The 26,359-nt window shown below is 68.0% G+C and carries 18 protein-coding genes, 2 tRNA genes and 2 pseudogenes; 9 read left to right on the forward strand and 13 right to left on the reverse strand.

The features are described from left to right. Window positions 1-67: 67 nt before the first annotated feature. Window positions 68-5,947: an excinuclease ABC subunit UvrA gene (gene uvrA, locus K307_RS14160; RefSeq protein WP_042879025.1), complete on the reverse strand. Its 5,880-nt coding sequence runs from the start codon at window positions 5,945-5,947 to the stop codon at window positions 68-70. Between the two features lie 316 nt (window positions 5,948-6,263). Between uvrA and K307_RS46120 the strand changes: the two are divergent. Together K307_RS46120 and K307_RS14165 are read left to right on the forward strand one after the other, a co-directional pair. Continuing rightward, a pseudogene (locus K307_RS46120) lies at window positions 6,264-6,538 on the forward strand (type II toxin-antitoxin system RelE/ParE family toxin). A gap of 10 nt (window positions 6,539-6,548) precedes the next feature. Beyond that, on the forward strand, window positions 6,549-6,869 hold the full coding sequence (locus K307_RS14165; protein WP_042882021.1) for a HigA family addiction module antitoxin: 321 nt from the start codon (window positions 6,549-6,551) through the stop codon (window positions 6,867-6,869). Between the two features lie 71 nt (window positions 6,870-6,940). On the opposite strand, the pseudogene K307_RS46125 reads toward K307_RS14165, so the two are convergent. Further along, a pseudogene (locus tag K307_RS46125) lies at window positions 6,941-7,108 on the reverse strand (6-aminohexanoate hydrolase); the annotation flags it as partial. 282 nt (window positions 7,109-7,390) lie between these two features. After that, complete coding sequence (ribA, locus tag K307_RS14170) at window positions 7,391-7,987, reverse strand: GTP cyclohydrolase II (protein WP_042879026.1); 597 nt, start codon at window positions 7,985-7,987, stop codon at window positions 7,391-7,393. 266 nt (window positions 7,988-8,253) lie between these two features. Here ribA and K307_RS14175 point away from each other — a divergent pair, with 266 nt between their 5' ends. After that, a complete protein-coding gene (locus K307_RS14175; protein ID WP_042879029.1) occupies window positions 8,254-8,784 on the forward strand; it encodes a hypothetical protein in 531 nt (176 codons plus the stop codon). A 21-nt stretch (window positions 8,785-8,805) separates the two neighbouring features. Here K307_RS14175 and K307_RS14180 read toward each other — a convergent pair whose 3' ends face one another. Continuing rightward, window positions 8,806-9,276 carry an Lrp/AsnC family transcriptional regulator gene (locus K307_RS14180; protein ID WP_042879030.1) on the reverse strand — a complete coding sequence of 157 codons (471 nt, stop codon included), beginning with the start codon at window positions 9,274-9,276 and terminating at the stop codon, window positions 8,806-8,808. A 152-nt stretch (window positions 9,277-9,428) separates the two neighbouring features. Between K307_RS14180 and K307_RS14185 the strand changes: the two genes are divergently transcribed. Beyond that, window positions 9,429-9,770: a hypothetical protein gene (locus tag K307_RS14185; RefSeq protein WP_042879032.1), complete on the forward strand. Its 342-nt coding sequence runs from the start codon at window positions 9,429-9,431 to the stop codon at window positions 9,768-9,770. Between the two features lie 11 nt (window positions 9,771-9,781). Here the strand turns inward: K307_RS14185 and K307_RS14190 are convergent, their stop codons facing one another. Beyond that, on the reverse strand, window positions 9,782-10,705 hold the full coding sequence (locus K307_RS14190; protein WP_042879034.1) for a LysR family transcriptional regulator: 924 nt from the start codon (window positions 10,703-10,705) through the stop codon (window positions 9,782-9,784). A 131-nt stretch (window positions 10,706-10,836) separates the two neighbouring features. On the opposite strand from K307_RS14190, the gene metE reads away from it, so the two are divergent. Both metE and K307_RS14200 read left to right on the forward strand, forming a co-directional pair. Beyond that, window positions 10,837-13,209: a 5-methyltetrahydropteroyltriglutamate--homocysteine S-methyltransferase gene (metE, locus tag K307_RS14195; RefSeq protein ID WP_042879035.1), complete on the forward strand. Its 2,373-nt coding sequence runs from the start codon at window positions 10,837-10,839 to the stop codon at window positions 13,207-13,209. 175 nt (window positions 13,210-13,384) lie between these two features. Continuing rightward, the gene (locus K307_RS14200) at window positions 13,385-15,478 is read left to right on the forward strand and encodes a TonB-dependent receptor family protein (protein ID WP_042879036.1); all 2,094 of its coding nucleotides are present in this window, start codon (window positions 13,385-13,387) and stop codon (window positions 15,476-15,478) included. An 87-nt stretch (window positions 15,479-15,565) separates the two neighbouring features. On the opposite strand, the gene K307_RS14205 is transcribed toward K307_RS14200, so the two are convergent. The 3 genes from K307_RS14205 to K307_RS14215 all read right to left on the reverse strand — a co-directional run bounded on the left by K307_RS14205 (window position 15,566) and on the right by K307_RS14215 (window position 17,966). After that, window positions 15,566-16,981 (reverse strand): DUF1254 domain-containing protein, encoded by a 1,416-nt coding sequence (locus tag K307_RS14205; protein ID WP_042879038.1) that lies wholly within the window; start codon window positions 16,979-16,981, stop codon window positions 15,566-15,568. Window positions 16,982-17,280: 299 nt separating this feature from the next. Next, window positions 17,281-17,577 carry a YciI family protein gene (locus K307_RS14210; RefSeq protein ID WP_042879039.1) on the reverse strand — a complete coding sequence of 99 codons (297 nt, stop codon included), beginning with the start codon at window positions 17,575-17,577 and terminating at the stop codon, window positions 17,281-17,283. An 11-nt stretch (window positions 17,578-17,588) separates the two neighbouring features. Further along, a complete protein-coding gene (locus tag K307_RS14215) occupies window positions 17,589-17,966 on the reverse strand; it encodes a hypothetical protein (protein WP_042879040.1) in 378 nt (125 codons plus the stop codon). 247 nt (window positions 17,967-18,213) lie between these two features. Here K307_RS14215 and K307_RS14220 point away from each other — a divergent pair, with 247 nt between their 5' ends. Continuing rightward, window positions 18,214-19,911, forward strand: a complete 1,698-nt coding sequence (locus K307_RS14220; protein WP_042879042.1) for an MBL fold metallo-hydrolase — start codon at window positions 18,214-18,216, stop codon at window positions 19,909-19,911. Window positions 19,912-20,002: 91 nt separating this feature from the next. Further along, a tRNA-Arg gene (locus K307_RS14225) sits at window positions 20,003-20,079 on the forward strand. Between the two features lie 89 nt (window positions 20,080-20,168). Here the strand turns inward: K307_RS14225 and K307_RS14230 are convergent. Next, window positions 20,169-21,083 carry a hydrolase gene (locus K307_RS14230; protein WP_042882022.1) on the reverse strand — a complete coding sequence of 305 codons (915 nt, stop codon included), beginning with the start codon at window positions 21,081-21,083 and terminating at the stop codon, window positions 20,169-20,171. 230 nt (window positions 21,084-21,313) lie between these two features. Between K307_RS14230 and K307_RS14235 the strand changes: the two genes are divergently transcribed. Further along, entirely contained in the window at window positions 21,314-23,119 is a 1,806-nt protein-coding gene (locus K307_RS14235) for a GGDEF domain-containing protein (RefSeq protein WP_042879044.1), read from the forward strand. Window positions 23,120-23,391: 272 nt separating this feature from the next. Here the strand turns inward: K307_RS14235 and K307_RS14240 are convergent. The 4 genes from K307_RS14240 to upp form a co-directional block, all read right to left on the reverse strand. Continuing rightward, window positions 23,392-23,478: transfer RNA gene (locus K307_RS14240), tRNA-Leu, on the reverse strand. Window positions 23,479-23,580: 102 nt separating this feature from the next. After that, the gene (locus tag K307_RS14245) at window positions 23,581-24,867 is read right to left on the reverse strand and encodes an amidohydrolase family protein (RefSeq protein WP_042879045.1); all 1,287 of its coding nucleotides are present in this window, start codon (window positions 24,865-24,867) and stop codon (window positions 23,581-23,583) included. Window positions 24,868-24,945: 78 nt separating this feature from the next. Further along, window positions 24,946-25,650: a TetR/AcrR family transcriptional regulator gene (locus K307_RS14250; RefSeq protein WP_042879046.1), complete on the reverse strand. Its 705-nt coding sequence runs from the start codon at window positions 25,648-25,650 to the stop codon at window positions 24,946-24,948. Then, entirely contained in the window at window positions 25,650-26,348 is a 699-nt protein-coding gene (gene upp / locus K307_RS14255) for a uracil phosphoribosyltransferase (protein ID WP_042879048.1), read from the reverse strand. The genes K307_RS14250 and upp overlap by 1 nt, the downstream gene beginning before the upstream one ends. Window positions 26,349-26,359 lie beyond the last annotated feature (11 nt).

The following is a 26,359-nucleotide window of genomic DNA, read 5'->3' on the forward strand; positions in this document are numbered from 1 at the left end:
TGTGCACGCCAGTAACCATGGGCAAGCGAAAGGCGTGCCCGTGCGCGTTCCGCTTGTGCAACGCTCGCTACGCGATGCCCACTGCGCCCGCCTCCGCCGGCATGCCCGTCGCCGACTGGCCGCGCGCCAGCACCGGCACCAGCGCGGCCCCGGTATGGCTGGCCGCGATGCGCGACAGCCGCTCCGGATCGGCCGCACCGACGATGGTGCCGCCACCCGCACCGCCTTCCGGCCCCAGGTCGATGATCCAGTCGGCCTCGGCAATCACGTCGAGATCGTGCTCGATCACCACCACGCTGTGGCCGCCGTCGGTGAGCCGGTGCAGCACGCGGATCAGCCGGGCCACGTCGGCCATGTGCAGGCCCACGGTGGGCTCGTCCAGCACGTACAGCGTGTGCGGCGCCTTCTGTCCGCGGCGGGTGATGTCGTCGCGCACCTTGCTCAGCTCGGTCACCAGCTTGATGCGCTGCGCCTCGCCGCCGGACAGCGTTGGCGAGGGCTGGCCCAGCGTCAGGTAGCCCAGCCCCACGTCCTTCATCAGCTGCAGCGGATGGGCGATGTTCGACATCGCGGAGAAGAACTCCACCGCCTCGTCGATCTCCATCGTCAGCACGTCGCCGATATTCTTGCCGCGCCAGGTGACGGCGAGCGTCTCCGGGTTGAAGCGCTGGCCGTGGCAGACGTCGCACGGCACCTTCACGTCCGGCAGGAAGCTCATGCCGATGGTGCGCACGCCCTGCCCTTCGCACGCCGGGCAGCGGCCGTCGCCGGTGTTGAACGAGAAGCGCGAGGCGGTGTAGCCGCGGGCGCGCGCTTCCAGCGTATCGGCAAAGAGCCGGCGGATGGTGTCCCACACGCCGATGTAAGTCGCCGGGCACGAGCGCGGGGTCTTGCCGATCGGGGTCTGGTCGACTTCGAGCACGCGGTCGATCGATCCCCAGCCGGCGATGGCGTCGCAGCCATGCCAGTTGTGTTCGACGTTGAGCGGCTTCTTCGCCGATGATTTCGCCGCCTTGGCCTCTCCCTTCGCGGCATTGCGCGCGCGGCGCGTGGCCGGCGACGACAGCACCGAACGGCCCACCGCATCGAGCAGGTTGGTCATCAGCACGTCGCGCGCCAGCGTGGACTTGCCGGAGCCCGACACGCCGGTGATGGCCACCAGCCGCGACAGCGGAATACGCGCGTTGACGTTGCGCAGGTTGTGCAGCGACGCGCCATGCACGGTCAGCCATTCCGGCGGATCGGCCGGCTTGCCGGCCGCGCCCGGCCTGACCGTGCGCCGTGCCTGCAGCGGGTGGATGATCGGCTGCGCCAGGAACTGGCCGGTGGTAGACGTGGGCGCCGCGGCCAGGTCGGCTACGCCGCCCTGCGCCACCAGCGTGCCGCCGCGCTTGCCGGCGCCGGGGCCGATGTCGATGATGTGATCGGCGCGGCGGATGGTGTCTTCATCATGCTCCACCACCACCAGCGTATTGCCCTTGTCGCCGAGCTTGCGCAGCGCGTCGAGCAGGATCTGGTTGTCGCGCGGGTGCAGGCCGATGGTGGGTTCGTCCAGCACGTAGCAGACGCCCTGCAGGTTGCTGCCGAGTTGCGCGGCCAGGCGGATGCGCTGGGCCTCGCCACCGGAAAGACTCGGCGCGGCGCGGTCCAGGCTCAGGTAGCCCAGGCCCACTTCTTCCAGGAACTGCAGGCGGCTGCCGATCTCGCTGACCACGTCGCGGGCGATCTCGGCATCGCGCCCGGTCAGGCGCAGGCCGTCGACCCAGCGGCGCGTCTCGGACACGGTCCACTGCGCTACCTCGACGATGGCGTTCTCGTCGAACGTCACCGCGCGTGCGACCGGGTTCAGGCGCGTGCCGTGGCAGTCCGGGCACGGCGTGTCGCCCACGCCTTCGGGCTCCTGCTCCTCGGACGGCAGGCTCTGCTCGCGGCCGCGGTTGTCTTCGGCCAGCACGGTGTCGTCGTAGGCCGCGCGCTGCTCGCGCGTGAGCGCCAGGCCGGTGCCGACGCAGGTGCCGCACCAGCCGTGCTTGCTGTTGTACGAGAACATGCGCGGATCCAGCTCGGGATAGCTGGTGCCGCATACCGGGCAGGCGCGCTTGGTCGAGAACACCTTGACCTCGCCCACGTGCGCGGTGCCGCCGTTGGTCATGGCATGGTCCAGGCCATCCAGCGGCGCCAGCAGGTGCATCACACCCTTGCCGGCTTCGAGCGTCTGCGCCAGCAGCGCGCGCAGCTCCCCTTCGTTCTCCGGCGTGACCACCAGGTCGCCGACAGGCAGCTCGATGGTGTGCTCGCGGAAACGATCGAGGCGCGGCCACGGGTCCACCGGCAGGAATTCGCCATCGACGCGCAGGTGCGTGTTGCCGCGCGCCTTGGCCCACTTGGCGAGATCCGTATAGACGCCCTTGCGGTTCACCACCAGCGGCGCCAGCAGCCCCACATGCTGGCCGCGATGGTCGCGCAGCAGCTGCGCAGCGATCGATTCCGGGCTTTGCGAGGTCACCGGTGCGCCGTCATGCACGCAGTGCTGGATGCCCAGCTTGACGTACAGCAGGCGCAGGAAGTGCCAGACCTCGGACGTCGTCGCCACCGTACTCTTGCGGCCGCCGCGCGACAGGCGCTGCTCGATCGCCACCGTGGGCGGGATGCCGTAGACCGCGTCGACCTCGGGCCGGCCCGCCGGCTGCACGATCGAACGCGCATACGCGTTGAGCGATTCCAGGTAGCGGCGCTGGCCCTCGTGGAAGAGGATATCGAACGCCAGCGTCGACTTGCCCGAGCCGGATACGCCGGTGACCACGTTGAACTTGCCGTGCGGGATATCGACGCTGAGCGACTTCAGGTTGTGCTCGTGCGCGTTGACGATGCGCACCACGTCCTCGCCCTCGATCTCGCGGCGCGCGCGGCGTGCCTGCAGTGCGGTCTGCAGCGGCACGCCCTCCACCTCCGCACGCTCGGCAGCCAGCGTGCCGGCTCCACCCAGCGCCGCGTCATAGTGGATCAGCGCCTGGCCGGTATGCGATTCGACGCAGCCCTTCACGTCTTCCGGCGTGCCGGTGCAGACCACGCGCCCGCCGGCATCGCCGCCTTCGGGGCCCAGGTCGACCAGCCAGTCGGCCGCGCGGATCACGTCCAGGTTGTGCTCGATCACGATCAGCGAATGACCGCCGTCCAGCAGCTTGCCGAAGGCGCGCATGAGCTTGGCGATATCGTCGAAGTGCAGGCCCGTAGTGGGTTCGTCGAACATGAAGAGCCGGCGCGGCATGGTGCTGGCGCGGGTCCTGGATGGCGTTGCTTGCGCGGCTTCGGCGAGGAAACCGGCCAGCTTCAGGCGCTGCGCCTCGCCGCCCGACAGCGTCGGCACCGGCTGGCCCAGCTTCATGTATTCGAGGCCCACGTCGACAATGGGCTGCAGCACGCGCAGCACGGCCGTATCGCCGGCAAAGCAGGCCGCGGCCTCGCTGACGGTCAGCTCCAGCACGTCGGCAATGCTGAGCAAGCGCGGCGGCTGGCCGGGCGCGGCGCGCTCGATCTTCACCTCCAGCACTTCGGGGCGGTAGCGGGTGCCGTCGCAGTCCGGGCAGCGCAGGTAGACGTCGCTGAGGAACTGCATCTCGACGTGCTCGAAACCCGAGCCGCCGCAGGTCGGGCAGCGCCCGTCGCCGGAGTTGAAGCTGAAGGTGCCGGCGGTATAGCTGCGCTGCAGCGCCAGCGGCGCCTTGGCAAAAATCTTGCGGATCTCGTCAAACGCGCCGACGTAGCTGGCGGGGTTGGAACGCGCGGTCTTGCCGATTGGCGACTGGTCGACAAAGACCACGTCATCGACCAGCTCCACACCGCTCAGCTTGCGGTACGCCCCCGGCGATTCGGTCGCCTTGCCAAAGTGGCGCGCCATCGCGGGATGGAGCACGTCCTGCAGCAGCGTGGACTTGCCCGAGCCGGAGACACCGGTCACGCACACCAGCCGCTGCAGCGGGATCGCTACGGTCACGTCCTGCAGGTTGTGCTGGGTCGCGCCTTCCAGCACGATGCGCGGCAGCTTGTCGTCCACCGGGCGGCGCTGCCAGTGCGAGGCATCGGCCACGCGGCGACGCCCGCCCAGGTAGTCGCCGGTGAGCGTGTCGGCGCCGCGGATAGCCGACGGCGTGCCGTCGAAGATGATGTTGCCGCCGCGCTCGCCCGGGCCCGGGCCCATGTCGATCAGGCGGTCGGCGGCCAGCATCACCGAGGGGTCGTGCTCGACCACCACCAGCGTATTGCCGGCATCGCGCAGCCGGTGCATGGCCTCCACAATGCGGTTCAGGTCGCGCGGGTGCAGGCCGATGCTAGGCTCGTCCAGCACGAACAGCGTATTGACCAGCGAGGTGCCGAGCGCCGTGGTCAGGTTGATGCGCTGCACCTCGCCGCCGGACAGCGTGCGGCTCTGGCGGTCCAGCGTCAGGTAGCCCAGGCCCACATCGCACAGGTATTTCAGACGCGTGCGCACTTCGGCCAGCAGCAGCTTGAGCGCATCGTCCAGCATGGCGCTGGGCAGGGTCAGGTGGTCGAAGAAGCGGCGGATGCGCTCGATCGGCAGCAGCATCAGGTCATGGACGGTCAAACCCGGCAGCGCCTGCAGCTGGGTGCGGTCCCAGTCCACGCCGTGCGGCAGGAAGCGGCGTTCCGGCGCCAGCACGGCGTCGGCGTTGTCCTTCGATCCCAGGCGCCACAGCAGCGATTCGGTCTTCAGGCGTGCACCGCCGCAGGTTTCGCACGGCGTGTAGCTGCGGTACTTGGACAGCAGCACACGGATGTGCATCTTGTAGGCCTTCGACTCCAGGTAGCTGAAGAACCGCATCACGCCGTACCAGTGCTTGTTCCACTGGCCGTTCCAGTCCGGCGAGCCGTGGATGACCCAGTGACGCTCGGCCTCGGTCATCTCCGCCCAGGGCGTGTCGCGTGGGATGCCGGCCTTGCCGGCGTAGCGCATCAGGTCGTCCTGGCACTCCTTCCAGGCCGGGGTCTGCATCGGCTTGATCGCGCCGCCGCGCAGCGTCTTGCGCGCATCGGGAATCACCAGCCCGAGGTCGACGCCGATCACGCGGCCGAAGCCGCGGCAGGTCTCGCAGGCGCCGTAGGCCGAGTTGAAGGAGAACAGCGCCGGCTGCGGATCGGCATAGCGCAGGTCGCTGTCGGGGCTGTGCAGGCCGGTGGAGAAACGCCACACGGGGCCGTCGTCGCCATCCGTCAGCACGTAGATATTGACGCGCCCGCCGCCGCGCTTGAGCGAGGCTTCGATGGCCTCCACCACGCGCACCTTCTCGGCGTTGCCGATGCGGAAACGGTCGGCCACCACGTCGAGCATCTTGCGCGCGCCGGTCGGCGACTGCACCACGCGCTGCGCCTGCACGCGGGTATAGCCGCTGACCGACAGCCACTGCTGGACTTCCTCGTCGGTGGCCGATTCCGGCAGTTCGACCGGGAAGGTCACGACCAGGCGCGCATCGTGGTGCGGTTGGCCTGCGGCCGTGCGTGCCAGCAGCTCGGCGTAGATGGTTTCCGGCGAGTCATGGCGCACCGGCTGCGCGGTCTGCTTGTCGAACAGCTCCGCCGCGCGGGCATAGAGCAGCTTCAGGTGGTCGTTCAGCTCCGTCATCGTGCCAACGGTCGAGCGCGAGCTGCGCACCGGGTTGGTCTGGTCAATGGCGATGGCCGGCGGCACGCCGTCCACGCGCTCCACCTGCGGCCGGTCCATGCGGTCCAGGAACTGGCGGGCATACGCGCTGAAGGTCTCGACGTAGCGGCGCTGGCCTTCGGCATAGAGCGTGTCGAACACCAGGCTGGACTTGCCCGAGCCGGACGGCCCGGTCACCACGGTCATCTCGCCGGGGCGCAGGTCGAGATCGACATTCTTGAGGTTGTGCTGGCGGGCGCCGCGAATGCGGATTAGCTGCTTGCTCGACACGATTTCTCTTTCGAATCAGGGCGTTAAGGGAGAGACAGGGAGGGGCCGGCGGATGGCCTATACGGCCTGGCAAGAGAACCACCATAGCACAGCGGCCGGGGCCGCTTGGGCCAGCGGTTCACGCTGTCGGAGTGCCAGCGCGGATACTGTACATCCATACAGTGTAACAGTTTGGTAAAGATTTGGTATCGACCGCTTCACTCGAAATCAGAAGCGTGACGGTGTGGCGGCATCGGTAAGGCGATTTCATTTGGGGAGGGACACGGTCCTCGCGCAATTTCGCTTCTTTACTATTTATCGATTACCGATATACGATATGATCCAGTCATTCAGATGTGCCGACACCGCCGAGTTGTTCGCAGGCCGCTTTGTGCCGAGCTTTGCCAATATTCGTGCGGTGGGCTTCCGCAAGCTGCGCATGCTCAACGAAGCGATGTCCCTGCAATTCCTGCGTTCGCCACCGGGCAACCGCCTGGAAATGCTTGGCGGCGATCGCAAGGGCCGCTACAGCGCATCAACGGACAGTGGCGAATCTGCTTTATTTGGACGCATGACGGCCCCGCGGCTGTCGAGATCGTTGACTATCACTGAGGACAACAATATGGCTCGCTTCGAAGGCGGCATGCCCCCCATCCACCCGGGCGAAATACTGCGCGAGGAATACCTTGTGCCACTAGGCATGAGCGCCAATGCGCTGGCCCTGGCACTACGCGTGACCCCCGCCCGCATCAACGACATCGTGCGCGAGCAGCGCGGCATCACGCCGGACACCGCGCTGCGCCTGGCGCGCTATTTCGGCGGCGATGCGCGCTCCTGGATGAATCTGCAGGTCACCCATGACCTGAAGATCGCGCAGCGCGACCATGGGGAGCGGATCGCAGCGGAGGTGGTACCGCGCGACGGGGCGACCCATCCTGGCTAATCGACCACGGACAGGTAAAGACCCGGTGCTGCCGGGCGCGGGTCATTCGCTGCGCCCTGCTGGCAATCGCGTTACCGCATCAACGTTTCCGCCAACGCCCAGAACGCACGGAACGTAATCGGATTGTTCGCAGCATTCCCCGCCACGGGGTGCGACGCGTACCGGACGATGGTCAGCTCGGCCTTCGGGTCGACGTAGATGCCCTGGCCGTGGATGCCGGCGGCGTGGAACATGCCGTGGCGAAACGCTGCAGAAAGACGGCGACCACGACACCGCATTTGCCTACAAGACCGTAAATGCCGAGGTACTGGCGTGGATCCCCTGCGCCGGGCTTCGGGCCAGTCGCTGGCCAGGATCCCAAGACGAGGTGTGACGCTCAGGGGGAGGGTCGCATTGAAAAGCAGCGCGCGACAGGAAGTCGCAGTCAGGGAAACGGCTAGGACAGTATGGGGGAAGCCGGCCGGGAAAGATGGTGACCGGCGTCAGTCAGCCTGGACGGGCGGCCCTGGCTGCTTCAGGCATCAGTCGAGCAAATGCCCCATGCGGGTACGCTTGGTCGCCAGGTATTTTTCGTTCTCGGCATTGGACGGCACGATGTGGCGCATCTGCTCCACCACCTTGATGCCGGCCTTCTCCAGCGCGGCAGCCTTGAGCGGATTGTTGCTCATCAGCCGCACGGAGGTAACGCCCCACTGGTGCAGCAGGTCGGCGGCAAAGGCGTAGTTGCGTGCGTCGATCGCCTGCCCAAGGGCCAGATTGGCGTCGACCGTGTCCAGCCCGCCGTCCTGCAGCCGATAGGCGCGGATCTTCTCGGCCAGGCCGATGCCGCGGCCTTCGTGGCCGCGCAGGTACAGCAGGATGCCGCGGCCTTCGGCGGCGATCTTCTCCATGGCAAGCTCGAGCTGCGGACCGCAGTCGCAGCGGCAGGAACCGAAGACGTCTCCGGTCAGGCATTCGGAATGCAGGCGGATCAGGACGTTGTCGCCCGTCACGTCTCCCACGCTCAGCGCGAGGTGCTCGATGCCTGAATGGGCGCCCTTGAATGCGTGCGCCGTGAAGTCGCCGAACCGGGTCGGCAGGCGTGCCGAATCGATCAGCTCAATTTCTGTGTCGTTCATACCGGAATTCGTGGTCAATCGTGCTGGGGCTGCCCGGCACCGGCGACATTATGAGCGGAATTGCGGGTTCGCGCTCGGATTCCCCACAGCGGGCCCCACCGGGGGCGTCGGCCAATTCCTACAGCAGCACGCGCACCCCACTTATGCAGCCGCTTCAAAGGGGTCTATAGACTCAAGTTAACGGATACGGCTCGGGGGGATGCCAGGGGGCCGGTGCGCATGGCGCATCACCTGGCGGCTGCCGCGGGCTCTTGCAGGAGTTCACCATGAGCGCCAATCCCTTGAGCGCGGAAGCAGCCAGTACCAAGATCGCGGCCTTGTTCGACACCAAATCCGCCGCCAGCAGCGCCGCCGAGCGTGTCTGCTATGAGGCGCACCTCAAGCGCGGCCAGGTGCGACTGGTGCACCCGTACGAGGCGCACTTCGGCCGCAAGCTGGAGCCCGATAACGATGGCACCGTGCGGACCGCGATCCGAGCGCACCTGATGATGGGGGCGCTGGGCACGGTGATCGGGCTTGCCGTCGTCGGGATCCTGCACCGGCAGGGCATCGAGGCCGTCATCCAGAACCCTCGCCCCGCCGCCGGCGCGGCCATCTTCCTGGGCCTGGTGTTCGGCATGCTGCTGGCCGGCCTGGTCACGGCGCGGCCGGATCATCAGCTGGTGATCACGCCGGTGCGCGAAGCCGTGCAACTCGGCCGCTGGGCCCTGCTGGTCCACCCGACCACGCCGCAGCAATGCAACGAGGCACTGCGGGCGTTGCGGAACACTACCGCCGAGGTGCTGAGGACGGCCTAGCGATTGCCATTGACCGGCGGTTCAGGGCTCAACCGACGGCTCGCGCTTGAGCGTGCGCAGCACGAAAGTCGAGCGGCTGTGGCGCAGGCCTGGCAACTTGTAAAGCTTGTGCCGCAGGAATTCCTCATAGCCTTGCGTGCCCGCCACGGCGACCTTGATCAGGTAGTCATAGTCGCCGGTCAGCAGGTAGGCCTCCATCACTTCCGGCAGTTCCGCCAGCGCCTTGCCGAAGCGGTACAGCATGTCGTCGTCATGCCGTTCCAGCGTGACCTCGATCAACACGGTATCCGGCAACCCCAGCGCCTTCTGGTTCAGCAGCGCGGCGTACCCTTCGATCACCCCGCTCTCTTCGAGCGCCCGCACGCGGTTCCAGCATGGCGTGGCGGACAGGCCGACCTGCTCGGCCAGGCGGGCATTGGACAGGCGGCCATCGCGCCGCAGTTCGCGCAGGATGCGGCGGTCGGTTTCGTCGAGTTTGGGCAGCTGGGCCATGGCGGCGATCTCGAAAAGAAGAAATATCCACGTATTTTGTCACAGACGGATGTTTATTCTCGACATAATTTAAAACCGCAGAAATTTAAGAAGCCAATTTTGCGTGCCGGCTGGTAAATTTACTTCATCGATATACCTGCCGGAAACGCCACATGTCCGCCACTACCCTCCCTACCCTGCGCCTTTCGCTGCGACTCGACACCGCTGACCTGTTCGGCGCCATGGAATGGGTACTCGCCAATGCCCGCCGCACCGGGCTGGCGCCCGCGCAGTTCAGCTTCGACGCCACCCACGAGGCAGTGCTGCACGCCACGCTGACCGCTGGCGATGCCAACCTGCTGTGGCTGTTCCTGCGCCGGCTGGACAACGGCTTTGATGTGGAGCTGCTGTTCGCGGACGTGGATGACCCGGATGGCGATGCCCCGTCAGATCCCGCCCCGCGTGCCGTCACGCGCCGCGCCGACAGCGACGCGGCGCTCGCCCTGCCCGCCTGAACTCGCCCGCCTTATGCCGCCTGCGGCAGCAGCTCGATGCCGTCGAGCTGCGCCGCGCAGGTGTCGCGCACGATCGAGACGAAGTCCGCCACATACGGCCGCCCCGCCATCGCCACCGGCACCGTGGCATAGAGCTCGCTCCACAGGCCCCGGGCGCCGATGCGCTTGGCCAGCACATAATCGTGGTCGACGTAGTTCTTCACGCCCCAGTTCGGTAGCGCCGCCACGCCGCGGCGGCTCGCCACCAGCTGCAGCACGGCCACGGTAAGTTCGGCGGTGCGCCGTTCCAGCCGGATGCCGGCAGGCTCCAGCACTTCACGGATCAGGTCGATGCGCTGCTCCGGCACCGGATAGGTGATCAGCGTCTCGCCGGCCAGGTCGGCGGCTTCGATGCGGCGCTTGTTGCGCAACCGGTGCTCGTTGGCGATGACCGCCAAGATCTCGAAGCGGAACAGCGGCGCCACCTCCAGCCCCCGCCGCACCGCCGGCTGCGAGCCGATCACCATGTCGGCGCGGCCCTCGCCGAGCAACGCGATCGGGTCGGCGTGGAAGCCGGCCACCAGGTCCACCTCCACCTCGGGCCAGCGGCGGCGGAACTCGTCCATCACCGGCATCAGCCAGTCAAAGCAGGTATGGCATTCCAGCACCACGCGCAGTTCGCCGCGGGTGTCGCCCTTGAGCCGTTCGATATCGCGGTCGGCCGCGCTGACCGCCGCCAGCACCTCGCGGGCGAGCGCCAGCAGCCGCTCGCCCGCGGGCGTGAAGCGCAGCCCCTGCCGGGTGCGGTCGAACAGCGGCAGGCCGTAGTGCGCCTCGATCGCCTTGATCTGGTGGGATAGCGCCGACTGGCTGACGTGCACGCGCTCGGCCGCGGTGGCGAGCTTGCCGGATTCGGCAATCGCGACCAGCGAGCGGAAATGGCGGACTTCGATCATGCGCCGCCCTCGCCGCCCGGCAGATGCACCCTCGTATGAAATCGATTCATATGTTGTTTAAAACTTGTCGCTTGATTCATTTTACGGGCAAACGGACACTGTGTGCCAGACATCTTCCGGAGCAAGAACACATGGCACGCACCCATATCCTCGGCTTTCCCCGCATCGGCGAGCGCCGCGAACTGAAATTCGCACAGGAGGCCTTCTGGCGCGGCGACAGCACCGAAGCCGCGCTGCGCGACACGGCTGCGCAACTGCGCCGCCGCCACTGGCAACTGCAGGCCGAGCGCGGCCTGGACACGGTCGCCACCGGCGACTTTGCCTACTACGACCAGATGCTGAGTCTGACCGCGCTGCTGGGCGCGCTGCCGCGCCGCTTCGGCTTCGACGCGGCGCAGCTCACGCTGACGCAGTACTTCGAACTGGCGCGCGGCAACCGCGAGCAGCCGGCGATGGAGATGACCAAGTGGTTCGACACCAACTACCACTACCTGGTCCCGGAACTGGACGCCGACACGACGTTCGACGGCGGCCCGGCGTGGTTCTTCGAGGAAACCGATGAAGCGCTGGCGCAAGGCCTGCGCGCCCGCCCGGCACTGATCGGGCCGGTGACCTACCTGTGGCTGTCCAAGAGCCATGTGGCCGGCTTTGACCGCCTGACGTTGCTGCCGAAGCTGGTGCAGGCCTATCGCCGCATCCTCGGCCAGCTCAAGGCACGCGGCATCGAGTGGGTGCAAATCGACGAGCCGGCACTGTGCCTGGACCTGGAACCGGCCTGGCTCGATGCATTCGACACGGCCTATGCCGGCCTGCGCGATGCAGGCCCGAAGCTGCTGCTGGCCACGTATTTCGACACCGCCGCTGATCACGCGCAGCGCGCCGCCGCCCTGCCCGTCGACGGTTTCCATATCGACCTGGTGCGCGCACCGGCGCAACTGGCCGCATGGCAGACCGCGCTGCCCGCGCATGCCGTGCTCTCGGCCGGCGTGATCGACGGCCGCAATATCTGGCGCACCGACCTGCGCCGCGTGCTGGACACGCTGCGGCCCCTGCACGCCGCGCTGGGCGAGCGCCTGTGGCTGGCGCCGTCGTGCTCGCTGCTGCATGTGCCGGTCTCGCTCGCACACGAAGTGCGCCTCGATGCCGAACTCAAGTCGTGGCTGGCCTTTGCCACGGAAAAGCTCGATGAACTTTCGGTGCTGGCGCGCGCGCTGAACGAGGGCGATGCCGCCGTCGCCGAAGCGCTGACCGCATCCGACGCCGCCCAGGCCTCGCGCCGCCAGTCGCGCCGCGTGGTCAACCCGCGCGTGCAGCAGCGCCTGGCAGACGTTACCGCCGACATGGCCCGACGCGCCAGCCCCTTTGCGGAACGCATCGAACGCCAGCGCCAGGCGCTGCAACTCCCGCTGCTGCCGACCACGACCATCGGCTCATTCCCGCAGACCGCCGCCATCCGCCAGACCCGCGCGGCCTGCAAGCGCGGAGAGATCGGCGCGCTGGAATACCTGGAGCGCATCCGCGCCGAGATCACGCTGGCCGTGCGCAAGCAGGAAGAACTCGGGCTGGACGTGCTGGTGCATGGCGAGGCCGAGCGCAACGACATGGTGGAGTACTTCGGCGAGCAGCTGTGCGGCTACGGCTTTACCGAGAACGGTTGGGTGCAGAGCTACGGCTCGCGCTGCGTCAAGCCGCCGGTGATCTACGGCGACGTGTACCGTCCCGAGCCGATGACGGTCGAGACCGCGCGCTACGCCCAGTCGCTGACCGAGCGGCCGATGAAGGGCATGCTGACCGGCCCCGTCACCATGCTGCAATGGTCCTTCGTGCGCGACGACCAGCCGCGCGCCACCACCGCGCGCCAGCTGGCACTGGCGATCCGCGACGAGGTCTGCGACCTGGAACATGCCGGCATCCGCGTGATCCAGATCGACGAACCGGCGCTGCGCGAAGGCCTGCCGCTGCGCCGTGCAGACTGGGATGCGTACCTGGACTGGGCCGTCACCGCCTTCCGCCTCTCGGCCAGCGGCGTGCAGGACCAGACCCAGATCCACACCCATATGTGCTATGCGGAGTTCAACGACATCCTGCCGTCGATCGCCGCGATGGACGCGGACGTGATCACCATCGAGACCTCGCGCTCGGCAATGGAGCTGCTGGAAGGCTTTGGCGACTTCGACTACCCGAACGAGATCGGGCCGGGCGTCTACGACATCCACTCGCCGCGCGTGCCGTCGGTGCAGGCGATGGAGCGGCTGCTCAACCGCGCCTGCGAGGTGGTGCCGCCGCAGCGGCTGTGGGTCAACCCGGACTGCGGCCTGAAGACGCGCGGTTGGGAAGAAACCGAAGCGGCGCTGGCCAATATGGTGAGCGCGGCCCGCGCGCTGCGCGAGCAATGGTCGGTGCCGGCGACCGCATGGAAGCGGGTCAGCAAATCGACCGCTCCCGCAGCCGCGGCGCAACACGCCAGCGGCGCCTGCGTGGGCTGCACCACGCAAGCGCACTGACCCGGTGCAGCGCCGGTGCGGCGTGCGCCGCATGCGGCGCTGTGTCGCAGCGTAGCGCTGCCATTGTCTACGTATCCTTGCCGGCTCTCTGCCTTACACTCAGAGCACCGGCGCCCCGCCTTGGGAGAGGCGAGCATCCAGCAAGGGGCGCCGATGTGCCGGCATAAGGATATCGATGAAACGAGCCCGCCACTGGGGCCACGCAGCCGTGCTGCCGGCCGCCGCATTCACCGGCGTCGCGCTGGCGCAGGCCGCGCCTGACACCGCCGAACCGCCCACCCTCCCCACCGTTACCGCCACCGCCCCGGCGCCCGGATCGCTGACCGCGCCAGGCGTCGCCGCGCAGCGCTCGGCATTGTTCGAATCGGCAGGTTCGATCGGCTTTGTCGATGCCGCCGGCTACGCCAACACGTACGCATTCAATCTGCGCGACGTGCTCAAGGACTCGCCCGGCGTCTATGTGGAAGAACGCTACGGGCAGGAATTGCGCCTGTCGGTGCGCGGCTCGGGCGTGGCACGCGGCTTCCATACGCGCGGCCTGGAAATCCTGCAGGACGGCGTGCCGACCAATTTTGCCGACGGCAGCGGCGACTTCTACCAGATCGATCCCGCCGGGCTGTCGGCGGCCGAGGTCTACAAGGGCGGCAACGGCCTGGCCTATGGCAGCACCACGCTGGGCGGCGCGATCAACTTCACCACGCCTACCGCCTTCACCGCCGAATCGCCCAACGCGGTGCGCCTGGAAGGCGGCAGCTTCGGCACCGTGCGCGCCAGCGGGCAGGTGTCGCGCCAAATTGGCCAGTTCGACTTCCTGGCCAACCTGAGCGTCAATCATTCCGAGGGCTGGCGCGACCACTCGCGCGGCCAGTACGAGCAGCTCAATGCCAACTTCGGCTACCGCTTCACGCCGCAGCTGGAGACGCGTTTCTACCTGGGCGCCTACGTGGTCGACCAGCTGCTGCCGGGCGCGCTGTCGCTGCAGGATGCGCTGAACGACCCCACCAAGGCATCGGCCAGCGCGCTCGCCGGAGACCAGGCACGCAATACGCGCACCGTGCGCCTGGCCAACGTCACCACGCTGAAGCTCGCCAGCGGCCAGCTCGATATCGCCAGCTGGGCCATCCACAAGGACCTGTACCACCCGATCTTCCAGGTGATCGACCAGGACAGCTGGACCTATGGCATCGCGCCGCGCTATACCGGCACGCAGACGGTGGCGGGCCTGCGCAACCAGCTGATCGCCGGGGCGCGCTTTTTCGGCGGCAACAACGACGCGCTCCAGTATGTCAACGTGTCCGGTGCGCGCGGCGCGCAGACGCTGAACTCGCGCCAGGACGCCTACAACTACGAGGCCTTCCTGGAAGACCGCTTGTGGGTCACGCCCACGGTCGCGCTGATGGCCGGGGCCAAGGCGTACTACAGCCAGCGCCGCTACCAGGACTTCGGCGGGCTCGCCGCCAACCCGACGCCGAAGTCGGACGATACCCACTACAGCGGCGTCAATCCGAAGTTCGGCGTGCTGTGGCAACCGGCGCAGGATATCCAGGCCTTTGCCGACATCACCCGCAGCGCCGACGTGCCTGACTTCACCGACCTGAACCAGACCATCGGCACCACCACCCGCTTCGTGCCGCTGGCAGCGCAGCACGGCTGGACACTGGAAATGGGCACGCGCGGGCGCACCGAACGGCTGGGTTGGGACGTGACACTGTACCGCTCGCTGGTGCGCGACCAGCTGCTGCAGTTCACCGTCGATCCCAACGTGCCGGCCGCCAGCTTCAATGCCAACCGCACCACTTTGCAAGGCGTCGAGCTGAGCATCACGGCCGACCTGCTGCAGAACCTGGCCGGCCCGGGCGACAGGCTGACGCTGTCGCAGCTATGGAACTACAGCGATTTCCGTTTCGACAACGATCCGCAGTACGGCAACAACCGCATCGCCGGCGTGCCGGAGCACGTGTTGCGCACCACCATCGCCTACAGCCGCGCCTCCGGGCTGCGCGTGGCAGGCACCATCGACTGGGTGCCGACCGGTGCCTACGTCGACTACGCCAACACCATGAAAGTACCGGCCTACGTGCTGTTCGGCGTGCAGGCCAGCTATACGTTCGCGCGCGGCGTCACGCTGTTCCTCGATGCGCGCAACCTCGCCAACAAGCGCTACGTCAGCGATTTCAGCACGGTGGCGGATGCGCGCACGGCCAATACCGCGGTGTTTTATCCGGGCACGGGACGGGCTTTCTACGCGGGCGTGCGCTACAACTTCTGAGCGCTGCGCCGGCCGGCATGAGGGCAAAAAGGCCGCATGCCCTCGCAGGCATGCGGCCTTTTTTTGCCGGTTGCGCCGTGACGGGCGTCAGTTCACGCGCATCACCGCCGGCGGCATCCAGTTGCCGTCGAGCAGCGCCCGCTCCGGCCAGTACGCGCGCAGCATCATGTTGAGGCCGTCGGGCGGTGCCGGCAGCCAGTTCGATACCTTGGATGCGCTCGGGCGCTCGTGCTGGATATAGATATCGAGCGAGCCGTCGCGGTTGTAGCGCAGGCGGTCGCGGCTGCCGATGGCGAAGCGGTTGATCGGGTTGGGAATGAAGGCCTGGCCGTCGTTGTACAGCGTCAGCGACCAGAACGCGCGCGCCGGTGGCAGCTGCCCCTTGTCGAAATGCAGCACGTAGCGCGCCCCGCCCTGCAGCGGCTTGCCGTTGGCATCGGTGCGGGCGGAGGCGTAGATCGCATCCTCGGGCAGGTTGGCGCCCAGCCCCACCCACGCGATCACCGCGCGGCGGCCGTAGTTGGTGCCGTACGAGCCCAGGTCGCGATGCATGACCCAGCCGTTGCCGGCATCGGCATTGCCCTTGCGCGCGCCCTGGACGATCGCAGCCAGCGCCAAGGTGGCGCCTTCCTGCACCGCGCGCGCGGTGGAGGGCTCCATCACCGTGGTCTTGAACGGCACGCCGGGGGTAATGGCCATGCGGCGGATCTTGTCGACCATGGCGCTGTCGGCCAATGCCGGCGGGTTGGCCGGAAGCAGCGACGCAAAGCGCGTGAAGAACGCCTGCGCGTCCATCGCGGCCACCTGTTCGACCGGCGAGCTTTGCGTGTCGACCGTGGTCGCGCGCGGCGTGGCCTTGTCCGGCACGCGCCGACCGCTGCCCCAGGCCGACAGCGGCGTCAGCCGGTATTGGTCCTGCAGCCGGTGCACCGCCGGGAAGTCCTGCTTGCCATTGGCCTGCGTGCGGCCGATCAGCCAGACCATCGACGTGGGCGAGCGGATCTCCTGCATGCCTTTGGGCAGCGTGCCGCGCCAGTCAGGCCCGGTAATGACGAAATTGCCGCGGCGGGTGCCGGTGGTGCGCTTGCCCGGCGACGCGAACACATTGGTCCACGCATCCATCAGCGGCATCAGGTAATAGCGGCCGTTGGTGTCGGGCACGGACAGGATCACCGGCTCCTGCGACAGGTCGAGCCAGGCCGACGAGTACAGCGTGTCGGCATTGGGGCTGACCACGTCGGTGAAGCTCGCGTCCGGGAAGGTGCGCTTGTGGCTGAAGGTGTTGACCGGCGTGCGCGCGGTCATCAGCTCGCGCGTCACGTCCATCAGCACGATCGGATAGGCGTACGTGAAGACCTCGGCGGACAAGGCCTTCATGGCTTGGTCGGACGGCGGCTGCCCGGCGACGGCCGGGCTGGCAACATTGTCAGGTGCGGAGGCGCAGCCGGACAGCATGAGGGCGAGCGCGACCGCGCTCGCCAGTTGACGAAAGGAAGGCTTCATGACCCCGTTTCCCTATGTTCTTGCGGCTTGTCCGGGCGGTGCGGCTATGACTGCCGGCATGTCTTTCCGGAGGCGCATCTTGTTCCGTCCGCATCTTGTCCCGCAGGCTGGCGCCTGTCAATTGCTCCGAGGTGGGGCAGCGCGGGCAAGCGCACCAAGCGCTATCCGGGCGCGGCGCGGCGTAGTCTCGATACAAAGGACGGAACGAAAACGCGCATGATAAAGCACATAGGACATTCGATAAACGTCGGCGGCCGCTACCTTGCTTGCCGAATGGCGTCGGGTACGCGTGGCGCCGGTCAGATAAACCGGGCGCCGCCGAGATAGGCCTTGCGCCAGCGCACGATACGAACCTCGGCAAACAGGCCGGCCTCGGCGAACGGATCGGCATCGATGAACTGTTGTGCCGCCTCGCGGGTGTCGACATCGACGATATAGATGCCGCCGCCGGCATCCGAGCCATCGTCGTTGAGCTTGGCGCCGCAGGCCAGCAGCAGCGCCTTGTTGGCTTCCAGGTAGTCCAGGTGGCTGGCGCGGGTGGCCTGGCGTACGTGCTGGTGGGCGGGCTTGTCGACGGTTTCGATCAGGTATGGCATGTGCTCTCCCCTCAATAGCGCATCTGCACATCATCGACCTTCCCCGTGCGCGCGTTGTACAAGCACGCATAGTGGAATCCGATCGACGACGAACTGTTATCCGGCTCGAACACGCCCTCGCCATTGACCGAGGTCTGCGCGTTGGGCCGAGGGTAGTACTGCTCGCGGTCGGCCATCAGCATGACGCTGCCGGGCTGCGGGTAGCGGCGCTTGAGCGCTTCGACCACCGCCGGCTCGCAGGCGGCCGATGCGGCCCGGGTGTCGACCTGCGGCGCTTCCGTGATGCGGGTGGCCGGGGGCGGGACCGGGCGCGGCGCCATTTGCGGCGGCGTTTCGCAGGCGGCCAGCAGGCACGCCAGCGGCAGGCACAGGGTCGATGCTCGGATCACACTGGACCTCCTGCGGGGCCTGCGTCAAGGCAATTCGCGGCCCCAAAAAGTGAAGCGGAGCTATCAGATTACTGCGTCTGGTGGGAAAAGCCAAAGCCGGCGCTCGCTACCGCCCACCCCGAACGCCCGGCCATCCCCGGGGATGGCGAATCTTTCAACGCGGCTACACTATGGGCTCCCGGCGCCGGCCTGCCATGCCGGCACGGCACCGCGCCGCGCCGCAAAGCACACCCAAGATGCCGACACAATGACAACCACAGAGACAAACGGCAACCGCCCTGCCACCCCCACTCCGCTGCTGCGCAATGCCGCCAGCCTGCTCGTCGTGCGCGACGCGCCGGGCGGCATGGAAGTGCTGATCGTACGCCGCGTCGAGCGCGCCAACGACCGCAGCAGCGGCGCCTACGTATTCCCCGGCGGCACGCTCGACGTGCAGGACAAGGGGCTGCACGCGCATGCCCATGGCCTGGACGACGCCAGCGCCAGCGAGCGGCTGGGCCTGCCCGCCGGCGGCCTGGACTTCTACGTGGCCGCCGTGCGCGAATGTTTTGAAGAAGCCGGCCTGCTGTTCGCCTACGGCCGCGACGGTCGGCTGCAGTCGCCGCATGAACTCGGCGCGGCCGGGCAGGCGCTGCTGCGCGAGGCGGTGCAGCGCGGCGGCCCCGGTCTCGCGCATGCATGCGAGCAACTGGGGCTGCGGCTCGCGGCCGACCGGCTCGCCTATCACAGCTACTGGCTGACGCCGCCCGGCTTGCCCAAGCGCTTCGACACGCGCTTCTTCGTCGCCATCGCGCCCGAAGCCCAGGAAGTCGTTCCCGATGGCAGCGAGATCGTGGAGCACCGCTGGGTCCGCCCTGCCGAGGCCGCCGACCCGGCCAGCGGCCTGCCGATGATGCACGTCACGCGCCGCACGCTGAGCGCGATCGCGCAGTTCGACAGCGCCGAAGCCTGCTTTGCCTACTTCTCGCGGCTGCGCGGCATCGCCTGCATCATGCCGCGGCTGGCCACCGGCGCGGCCGGCGTGCGCCCGGTGATGCCCAACGAGCCGTGCTATGCCGAGATCGGCCGCATCGATCCGGACGGCAAGGTGCACGGCCGCTACGAGCTGGCGCCCGGCGTGCCGGTGCAGCTCTCCGGGCGTGTCTGGCGCGTGACCGCCAACAACGGCAGCGTGATGACCGGGCCCGGCACCAACACCTACCTGGTCGGCGGCGGTGCACGCAACGAGTGGGCCGTGATCGATCCCGGCCCCGATGATGACGAACACGTGCGCGCCATCCTGGAAGCCGCGCCCGGCCCGATCCGCTGGATCCTGGCCACGCACACGCACGTGGACCATTCGCCCGCCGCCGCCGCGCTGCAGGCCGCCACCGGCGCCACCGTGCTGGGCCGCTCCGCGCCCGCGGGCCAGTGGCAGGACGCGACCTTCACACCGCAGCGCGAGCTGGCGCATGGCGAGCGCATTGCGCTCGCCGACGACTGCACCTTGCGCGTGTGCCATACGCCGGGCCATGCGTCGAACCACCTGTGCTACCTGCTCGAGGAAGAGAAGACCCTCTTCACCGGCGACCACGTGATGCAGGGCTCGACCGTAGTCATCGGCCCGCCCGATGGCGAGATGCGCGCCTACCTCGATTCCCTGGCCGCATTGCAGGATGAGGACCTGGAATGGCTGGCACCGGGACATGGCTTCCTGATCGCGCGCCCGCAAGACGCCATCCGCATCCTGATCCGGCACCGGCTGCAACGCGAAGCCAAGGTGGCCGGCGCGCTGCGCGAACTGGGGCCCGCATCGGTCGGCGAACTGGTCGTGCGCGTCTATGACGACGTGCCGCCACGCATGCACCCCGTTGCGCAGCGCTCGCTGCTGGCGCATCTGATCAAGCTGCGCGATGACGGCAAGGCACGCGAGGCTAACGGGGTCTGGTCGGAGGTGACGGCATAGCGATGCCGGCGCACAGGCGAAGGCCGGCAAAAGTTTTTTCGCCAAACGCTTGCACAAACTGAAAACCGCGCTACAATAGCGCCTCTCGTGTGCGGCTGTAGCTCAGTTGGATAGAGTACTTGGCTACGAACCAAGGGGTCGTGGGTTCGAATCCTGCCAGCCGCGCCACCTATGCAGAACGGGAAAGGGCTTCCGGAAACGGAAGCCCTTTTTCTTTTGCCCGCTCGATTGTCCGCTCGCTTCGTCGGCCTGTGTCGCTACCAGCGGTACCGCGCCCCGACCGTCCCGCCCGGATTGCGCCCCGCCCTCACTTTGAACCACAGCTTCACGCCAGTCGACGTATTGCCGTGCGCGCCGATATTGAACGAGAACAATCCGCGCAGCAGGTCGGTATCGATCTTGGTGCCGTTGATGTTGATGGTCTGCTTGCGGCTGTCCTGCCACCAGTCCGCTTCCACGAACGGATAGATGCCGGCGAGCCGCGTGGGCTGGGCGCCGTACAGACGCACGCCGACGCCGGTGGCGCTGGAATCGCCGGGCATGGCCTGCGGCGGCATGCCGCCACTGACCGCGGGCATGCCTGGCTGGTAGGCCAGTTGCACGCGCGGCTGGATGGTCAGGCCGCCCGCGCGCGGCACGACCGCATCCATGGCCAGCGCCATGGTACGCACGCGGCTGTCGGCAAACCCGCCACCGGTGGTGATGTCGTCGAGGTGCAGCGATATGCGGCGCGGGCGCTCTGGCATCGCAGCGCTTTCGCGGTCGAAGGCGGCAAGGCCAGGGGCATCGTCGTCCGGCCCGGGGCCGACGGCAAGCGGCAATGACGATGATGGGGAAGGCGGCGGTAGCGCCGCATACTCGACGGGGATGGGTTCGGCAAGCCGGGCCGGCGCGTCCGGCGCGTCTGACGATTTCGTGCCGGCGACCAGCAGGTCAGGCACGTCGGCCGTGGCCTGTTGCGCCGGCGGGGGAAGATCCCAGCCCCAGCCCGATACCCCCTGGCCGTGGCTCTCGGGCACCGCGTCATCCGCTTGGGCCAGCGTACACATCAGCATGGCAAGGATGCAGCAGCATTGCAGGTGATGCAGGCTGTGTCCCGGGTGCGCGGCACATGGGTGCCAACCGGGGCAAGTCCCCGCCTCCCTCTCTCTCGACGATGACAAGCGCATCATGGCAACCACCTTCGGGACGTTATATGTACCCTGCCCGATGAGCTTGAGCATAGGTCAAATGCCCTGCGAGCGTTAGCGTCGAGTGTTCGGGCGCGCGCGTCGCGGCGGCCGGCGTTAGTGCAGAAAATCGCGGCGGGCCCTATCCGAAAATCACGCCTTTTCGTCAATAATGGCGGCAATGACAAATCTTCCAAGCATTGCCCGGCTTGCGGCCGCCGGGAGGAGACCTTATGGCGCTGTGGCAACGAGCGCGCCAGCGTGAATTCCCCGGCGCCGGGAGCGCGCCGACGCCCGCGCGCGGCAGCAGCCTGAAACGCAAGCTGGCGATCGCCACCGCGATCGGCGGACTGTGCACCGTGATGCTGGTCACGCTGGTGATCGCGCGTTCGTACGGCGACTTCGCCGCGGCCCGGCAGAACCTGTACGACATCTCCGAATACCGCCTGGTGCTGGACGCCGCCAACGTGCTGTCCGCGGAACGCGGGCCGGCCAACAGCGTGCTGGGCGAGCCACCCTCTGACAACAGCGCCGCGCGCGAACGCCTGCGCGCCTTCCGCGCGCGCAGCGACGCGGCGCTGGCGCGCCTGGCGGCACCGCCGCCGCCGCCCTTCGCGCTGCACAGCCACCACCTGCCGCCGCTGATGGTCGAGCGCGTGCGCGAGCGCCTGGTGCGGGCGCGCGCGCAGATCGAGGAGCTCGCCGCGCGCCCGCTGCAGGAGCGCCAGATGGACGAGATCCGGCGCGCGATCGAGAACATGTTCGACGTGGTCGACGTGCTGCAGCCGGCGATCGCGTGGCAGGTGCGGCAGTTGTCGGCCTGCCGCGAGGGCCTGGCCGCGCCCGCGCTGACCGGCAAGATGCTGGGCGACCTGCGCGAGTATGGCGGCCGCATCGCTTCGCAGATCATGGCGCCGGTGGCGGCGCGCCAACCGATGCCGGTGCAGAGCCTGGTGGATGCGACGCGCTCGCGCGGGCGGCTGCTCGCGTTGTGGCAGCTAACCGGCGCCGCCTACAACATGTACGGCGGCACGCCCACGCTGGAACAGGCCTATGCCGACACCAGCCACCAGTTCTTCGGCGAAGGGCTGGCGATGATCGACAGCCTGGTCGCGCAAGGCCGGATATCGGGCCGCTACTCGATGACGCCGACCGAGCTGACCAATCGCTACGTGCGCACGCTGCAGCCGCTGGAGCGGCTGCGCAGCGCGTTCCTGGACGAAGTGGTGGCGCATTTCGCCGCCACGCGCGCGCAGGCGCTGCGTGAACTGGCCGCCGCCTGCGGCGCCACCGCGCTGATCCTGGCCATGCTGGGTTACGTGCTGGTGTTTGCGCAGCGCTCGGTGTTCCTGCCGCTGCTGCGCGCCAGCGACGATGTGATCGGGCTGGCCGAGGAGCGCGGCCAGCCGCTCTACGCCGCGCCGCAGGCCGCGCCCACGCCGGCGACGGAAATGCGGCCGCTGTTCGATGCCCTGGATATCCTGCGCCGCAAGCTGCGCGAGCGCGCCTCGCTGACCGCGCAGCTCGAGCACCAGGCCCGTACCGACAGCCTGACCGGCCTGCTGAACCGGCGCGCGCTGGAGCTGGTGGCCACGCAGTACGCGGCGCACGAGCGCGCCAGCCTGGTGCTGATCGACGTCGACCGCTTCAAGCAGATCAACGACCACCACGGTCATGCCGCGGGCGACCAGGTACTGCGTGACATGGCCGCGCTGATGCGCGCGCTGGTGCCGCCGGAAAGCGTGCTGGCGCGCTTTGGCGGCGAAGAATTTGCCCTGCTGCTGCCGCACGGCCGGCCCGGCGCAGCCGCGGCGCTGGCCGAAGCACTGCGCGCGGCGATCGCCGCGCGGCCGGTGCACCTGTCGGGCACCACGCGGCTGCACGTGACCGCCAGCTTCGGCGTGGCGATCGGGCAAAGCGGAGAGTGCAACTGGCAGCAGCTGTTTGCTGCTGCCGACGCGGCCATGTATCGCGCCAAAGCCGAGGGCCGCAACTGCGTGCGCGAGGCGCAGAACCTGGAAGGCACTCCGGCGGCCTGACCTGCTGCGCAGCCGCCGGGCGTCGGCGATGCGGCCGACAAGAAAAACGCGGACGAAAAAAAACCCGCATCGCTGCGGGTTTCTTCCAGATATCCGAGGCTGCTGCCTCGGCATCGAATGGTGGTGCCCAGAAGAGGACTCGGTCACCCATGCGCGACCCCGGGCAACGCTTGCAAGCGTTGCCTTTTCTCGTCCTCGCGGGAAGTCCTCAAGGACTTCCCTTTCTGGGCCAAAACGAAGAAAGGCTCGCTTGCGCGAGCCTTTCTAAAAATTGGTGCCCAGAAGAGGACTCGAACCTCCACAGTGTTGCCACCGCTAGGACCTGAACCTAGTGCGTCTACCAATTCCGCCATCTGGGCTTCGTTTCGCTGCATTGCTGCTGCGATGCGAAGAACGATATTATGCTGAGCACAGCAGACACTGTCAACACCCTCTCGCAAAAAACTTTGACGTGTCGACCGCTACGCCGCGCCGCCGCCACGCAGGAAATCCACCTGCGCCGGCCGCTCCGGCAGGTGCAGCGTCGCCGTCGCCGCCGGCGTGCTGGCGATGACCTTGCCCGCACGCAGCACCCGCAGCCGCGTGGCGCGCAGCCGGATCGCCTCCACCGGGTCGCGCGCCTGCAGCAGCACCAGGTCGGCGCGGTTGCCCGGCGCGATGCCGTAGCCCTCCAGGCCCAGGATCTGCGCCGGCGTACCGGTGACGGCGGCAAAGCAGGCGCGCATCGCTTCCTGCCCGGTCATCTGCGCGACGTGCAGGCCCATGTGCGCCACTTCCAGCATGTCGCCCGAGCCCAGCCCGTACCAGGGGTCCATCACGCAATCGTGGCCGAACGCCACCGGCACGCCGGCCGCCAGCAGCTCCGGCACGCGGGTCATGCCGCGGCGCTTTGGATAGCTGTCGTGCCGGCCCTGCAGCGTGATGTTGATCAGCGGGTTGGCGATCGCCGCCACGCCCGCCTCGCGCATCAGCGGGATCAGCTTGGACACGTAGTAGTTGTCCATCGAATGCATCGAGGTCAGGTGCGAACCCGCCACCCTGCCCTGCAGCCCGAGCCGCACGGTCTCGCTCGCCAGCGTCTCGATATGGCGCGACAGCGGATCATCGCTCTCGTCGCAATGCATGTCGACGTGCAGGCCGCGGTCGGCGGCAAGCTCGCACAGCAGCCGCACCGACTCCGCGCCCTGCGCCATGGTGCGCTCGAAATGCGGGATGCCGCCGACCACGTCGACGCCCATGTCGAGCGCGCGCTTCAGGTTGTCGAGCGCACCGGGCGCGCGCAGCACGCCGTCCTGCGGGAACGCCACCAGTTGCAGGTCGAGGTAGGGGCGCACGCGCTCGCGCACGTGCAGCAGCGCTTCCACCGCCAGCAGCCGCGGGTCGCACACATCGACATGCGAGCGGATCGCCAGCAGCCCGCGCGCGACCGCCCAGTCGCAGTAGGCCAGCGCGCGTTCGACGATGGCCTCCTGCGTCAGCATCGGCTTCAGTTCGCCCCAGAGTGCAATGCCTTCGAGCAGCGTGCCCGACTGGTTCACCCGCGGCAGGCCGTACGACAGCGTGGAATCCATATGGAAGTGCGCGTCGACGAAGGGCGGCGTCACCAGCTGGCCCGCCGCGTCGATCTCCTCGCCCGCGCTTGCGGCGAGCGCCGGCTCCACCGCGGCGATGCGCCCGCCGGCAATGCCGATATCGATATCGGTACGGCCATCGGGGAGATTGCAGTGCCGCAGGATCAGGTCGAACATAGGGATTCTCTCAGGGCTGGATGCACGGCGATATTCTCATGGCGCTGAATCACGCGCCACGTGCAATCGATCCGGGCCTCACGCCTGCTCGTCGGAGAGCGCGGCAAGGGCCGCCGCCTCGGGCGCCAGCCCGCAGCCGCGCAGCAGCAGCGCCACCAGGTGCTCGGTGGCCTGCGCGTAGTCCTGCCGCCCCAGGCGGCTGACGCCGAGCACGGCACAGACCTGCGCTTCAAAGTCCGCGTACGTCTGCGTGGCCGCCCAGATGGTGAAGAACAGATGCTGCGGATCGACCGGCGCCATCTGCCCGCTGTCGATCCAATGCTGCACCACCGCCGCCTTGCGCGACACCAGTTCGCGCAGCGCATGCCGCAGGATCTCGCCGATCTCGGGCGCGCCGTGCAGCAACTCGTTGGCGAACACGCGCGATGCGTCCGGATGGCTGGCGGACAGCCGCATCTTGGCGCGGATGTACTGCTCCAGCGCCACCTGCGGCGGCAGCTCGGCGCGGATGATGTCGGTCTCTGACAGCCACAGCTGCAGCGTGTGCGCCAGCACCGCGCGGTACAGCGCCTGCTTGGTGCGGAAGTAGTAATGCAGGTTGGACTTGGGCACGCCCGCGCGCATCGCGATCTCCGCCATGGTGGCCCCGGCAAACCCGGCGCGCGCGAACACATGCTCGGCCGCGCACAGGATCATGGCCTGGTTCTCCTGGCGGATGCGGCCGCCCGCGGCAGCGCGTACGGGCAGCGCTCGCCGCGGCGCGGCGCGGGCGGGCGCGTCCATCAGCGGGTGCCGTAGAGGCGGTCGCCGGCGTCGCCCAGGCCGGGCACGATGTAGCCGTGCTCATTGAGCGTATCGTCGATTGCTGCGGTGACGATGCCGACCTCGGGATGCGCGGCGCGCAGCGCGCGCAGGCCCGGGCGCGAGGCGATCAGGCACACGTACTTCATCGTCGTGACCCCGGCCTCTTTCAGGCGGTTGAGCGCGGCGATGGCCGAGTTGCCGGTGGCGAGCATCGGGTCCACCACGATCACCATGCGCTCGTGGATGTCCTCCGGCATCTTGAAATAGTACTCGATCGGCTCCAGCGTCTCGGGGTCGCGGTACAGCCCGATATGCCCGACGCGCGCCGCCGGCAGCAACTCCAGCATGCCATCGATAAAGCCGTTGCCCGCGCGCAGGATCGACACCAGGCATAGCTTCTTGCCTGAGAGCACGCGCGACTGCGTCGGCGCGATCGGCGTGCGGATGGAGATGGTCTCCATCGCCAGGTCTCGCGTGGCCTCATAGGTAAGCAGCTGCGCGATCTCGCGCACCAGCCGGCGGAAATTGTCGGTGGTGGTTTCCTCGCTGCGCACCAGCGTGACCTTGTGCTGCACCAGCGGGTGGTCCACGACCAGCACGCCGGGAATGCCGGCAGAATTGGCCGCGGTGTCGGCAACGACAGCGACATCGGCGGGAACAGCGGACATGTCATTCATGGGACGCTCCT

Source organism: Cupriavidus necator A5-1 (genome assembly GCF_000744095.1).
Lineage (GTDB): Bacteria > Pseudomonadota > Gammaproteobacteria > Burkholderiales > Burkholderiaceae > Cupriavidus > Cupriavidus necator_A.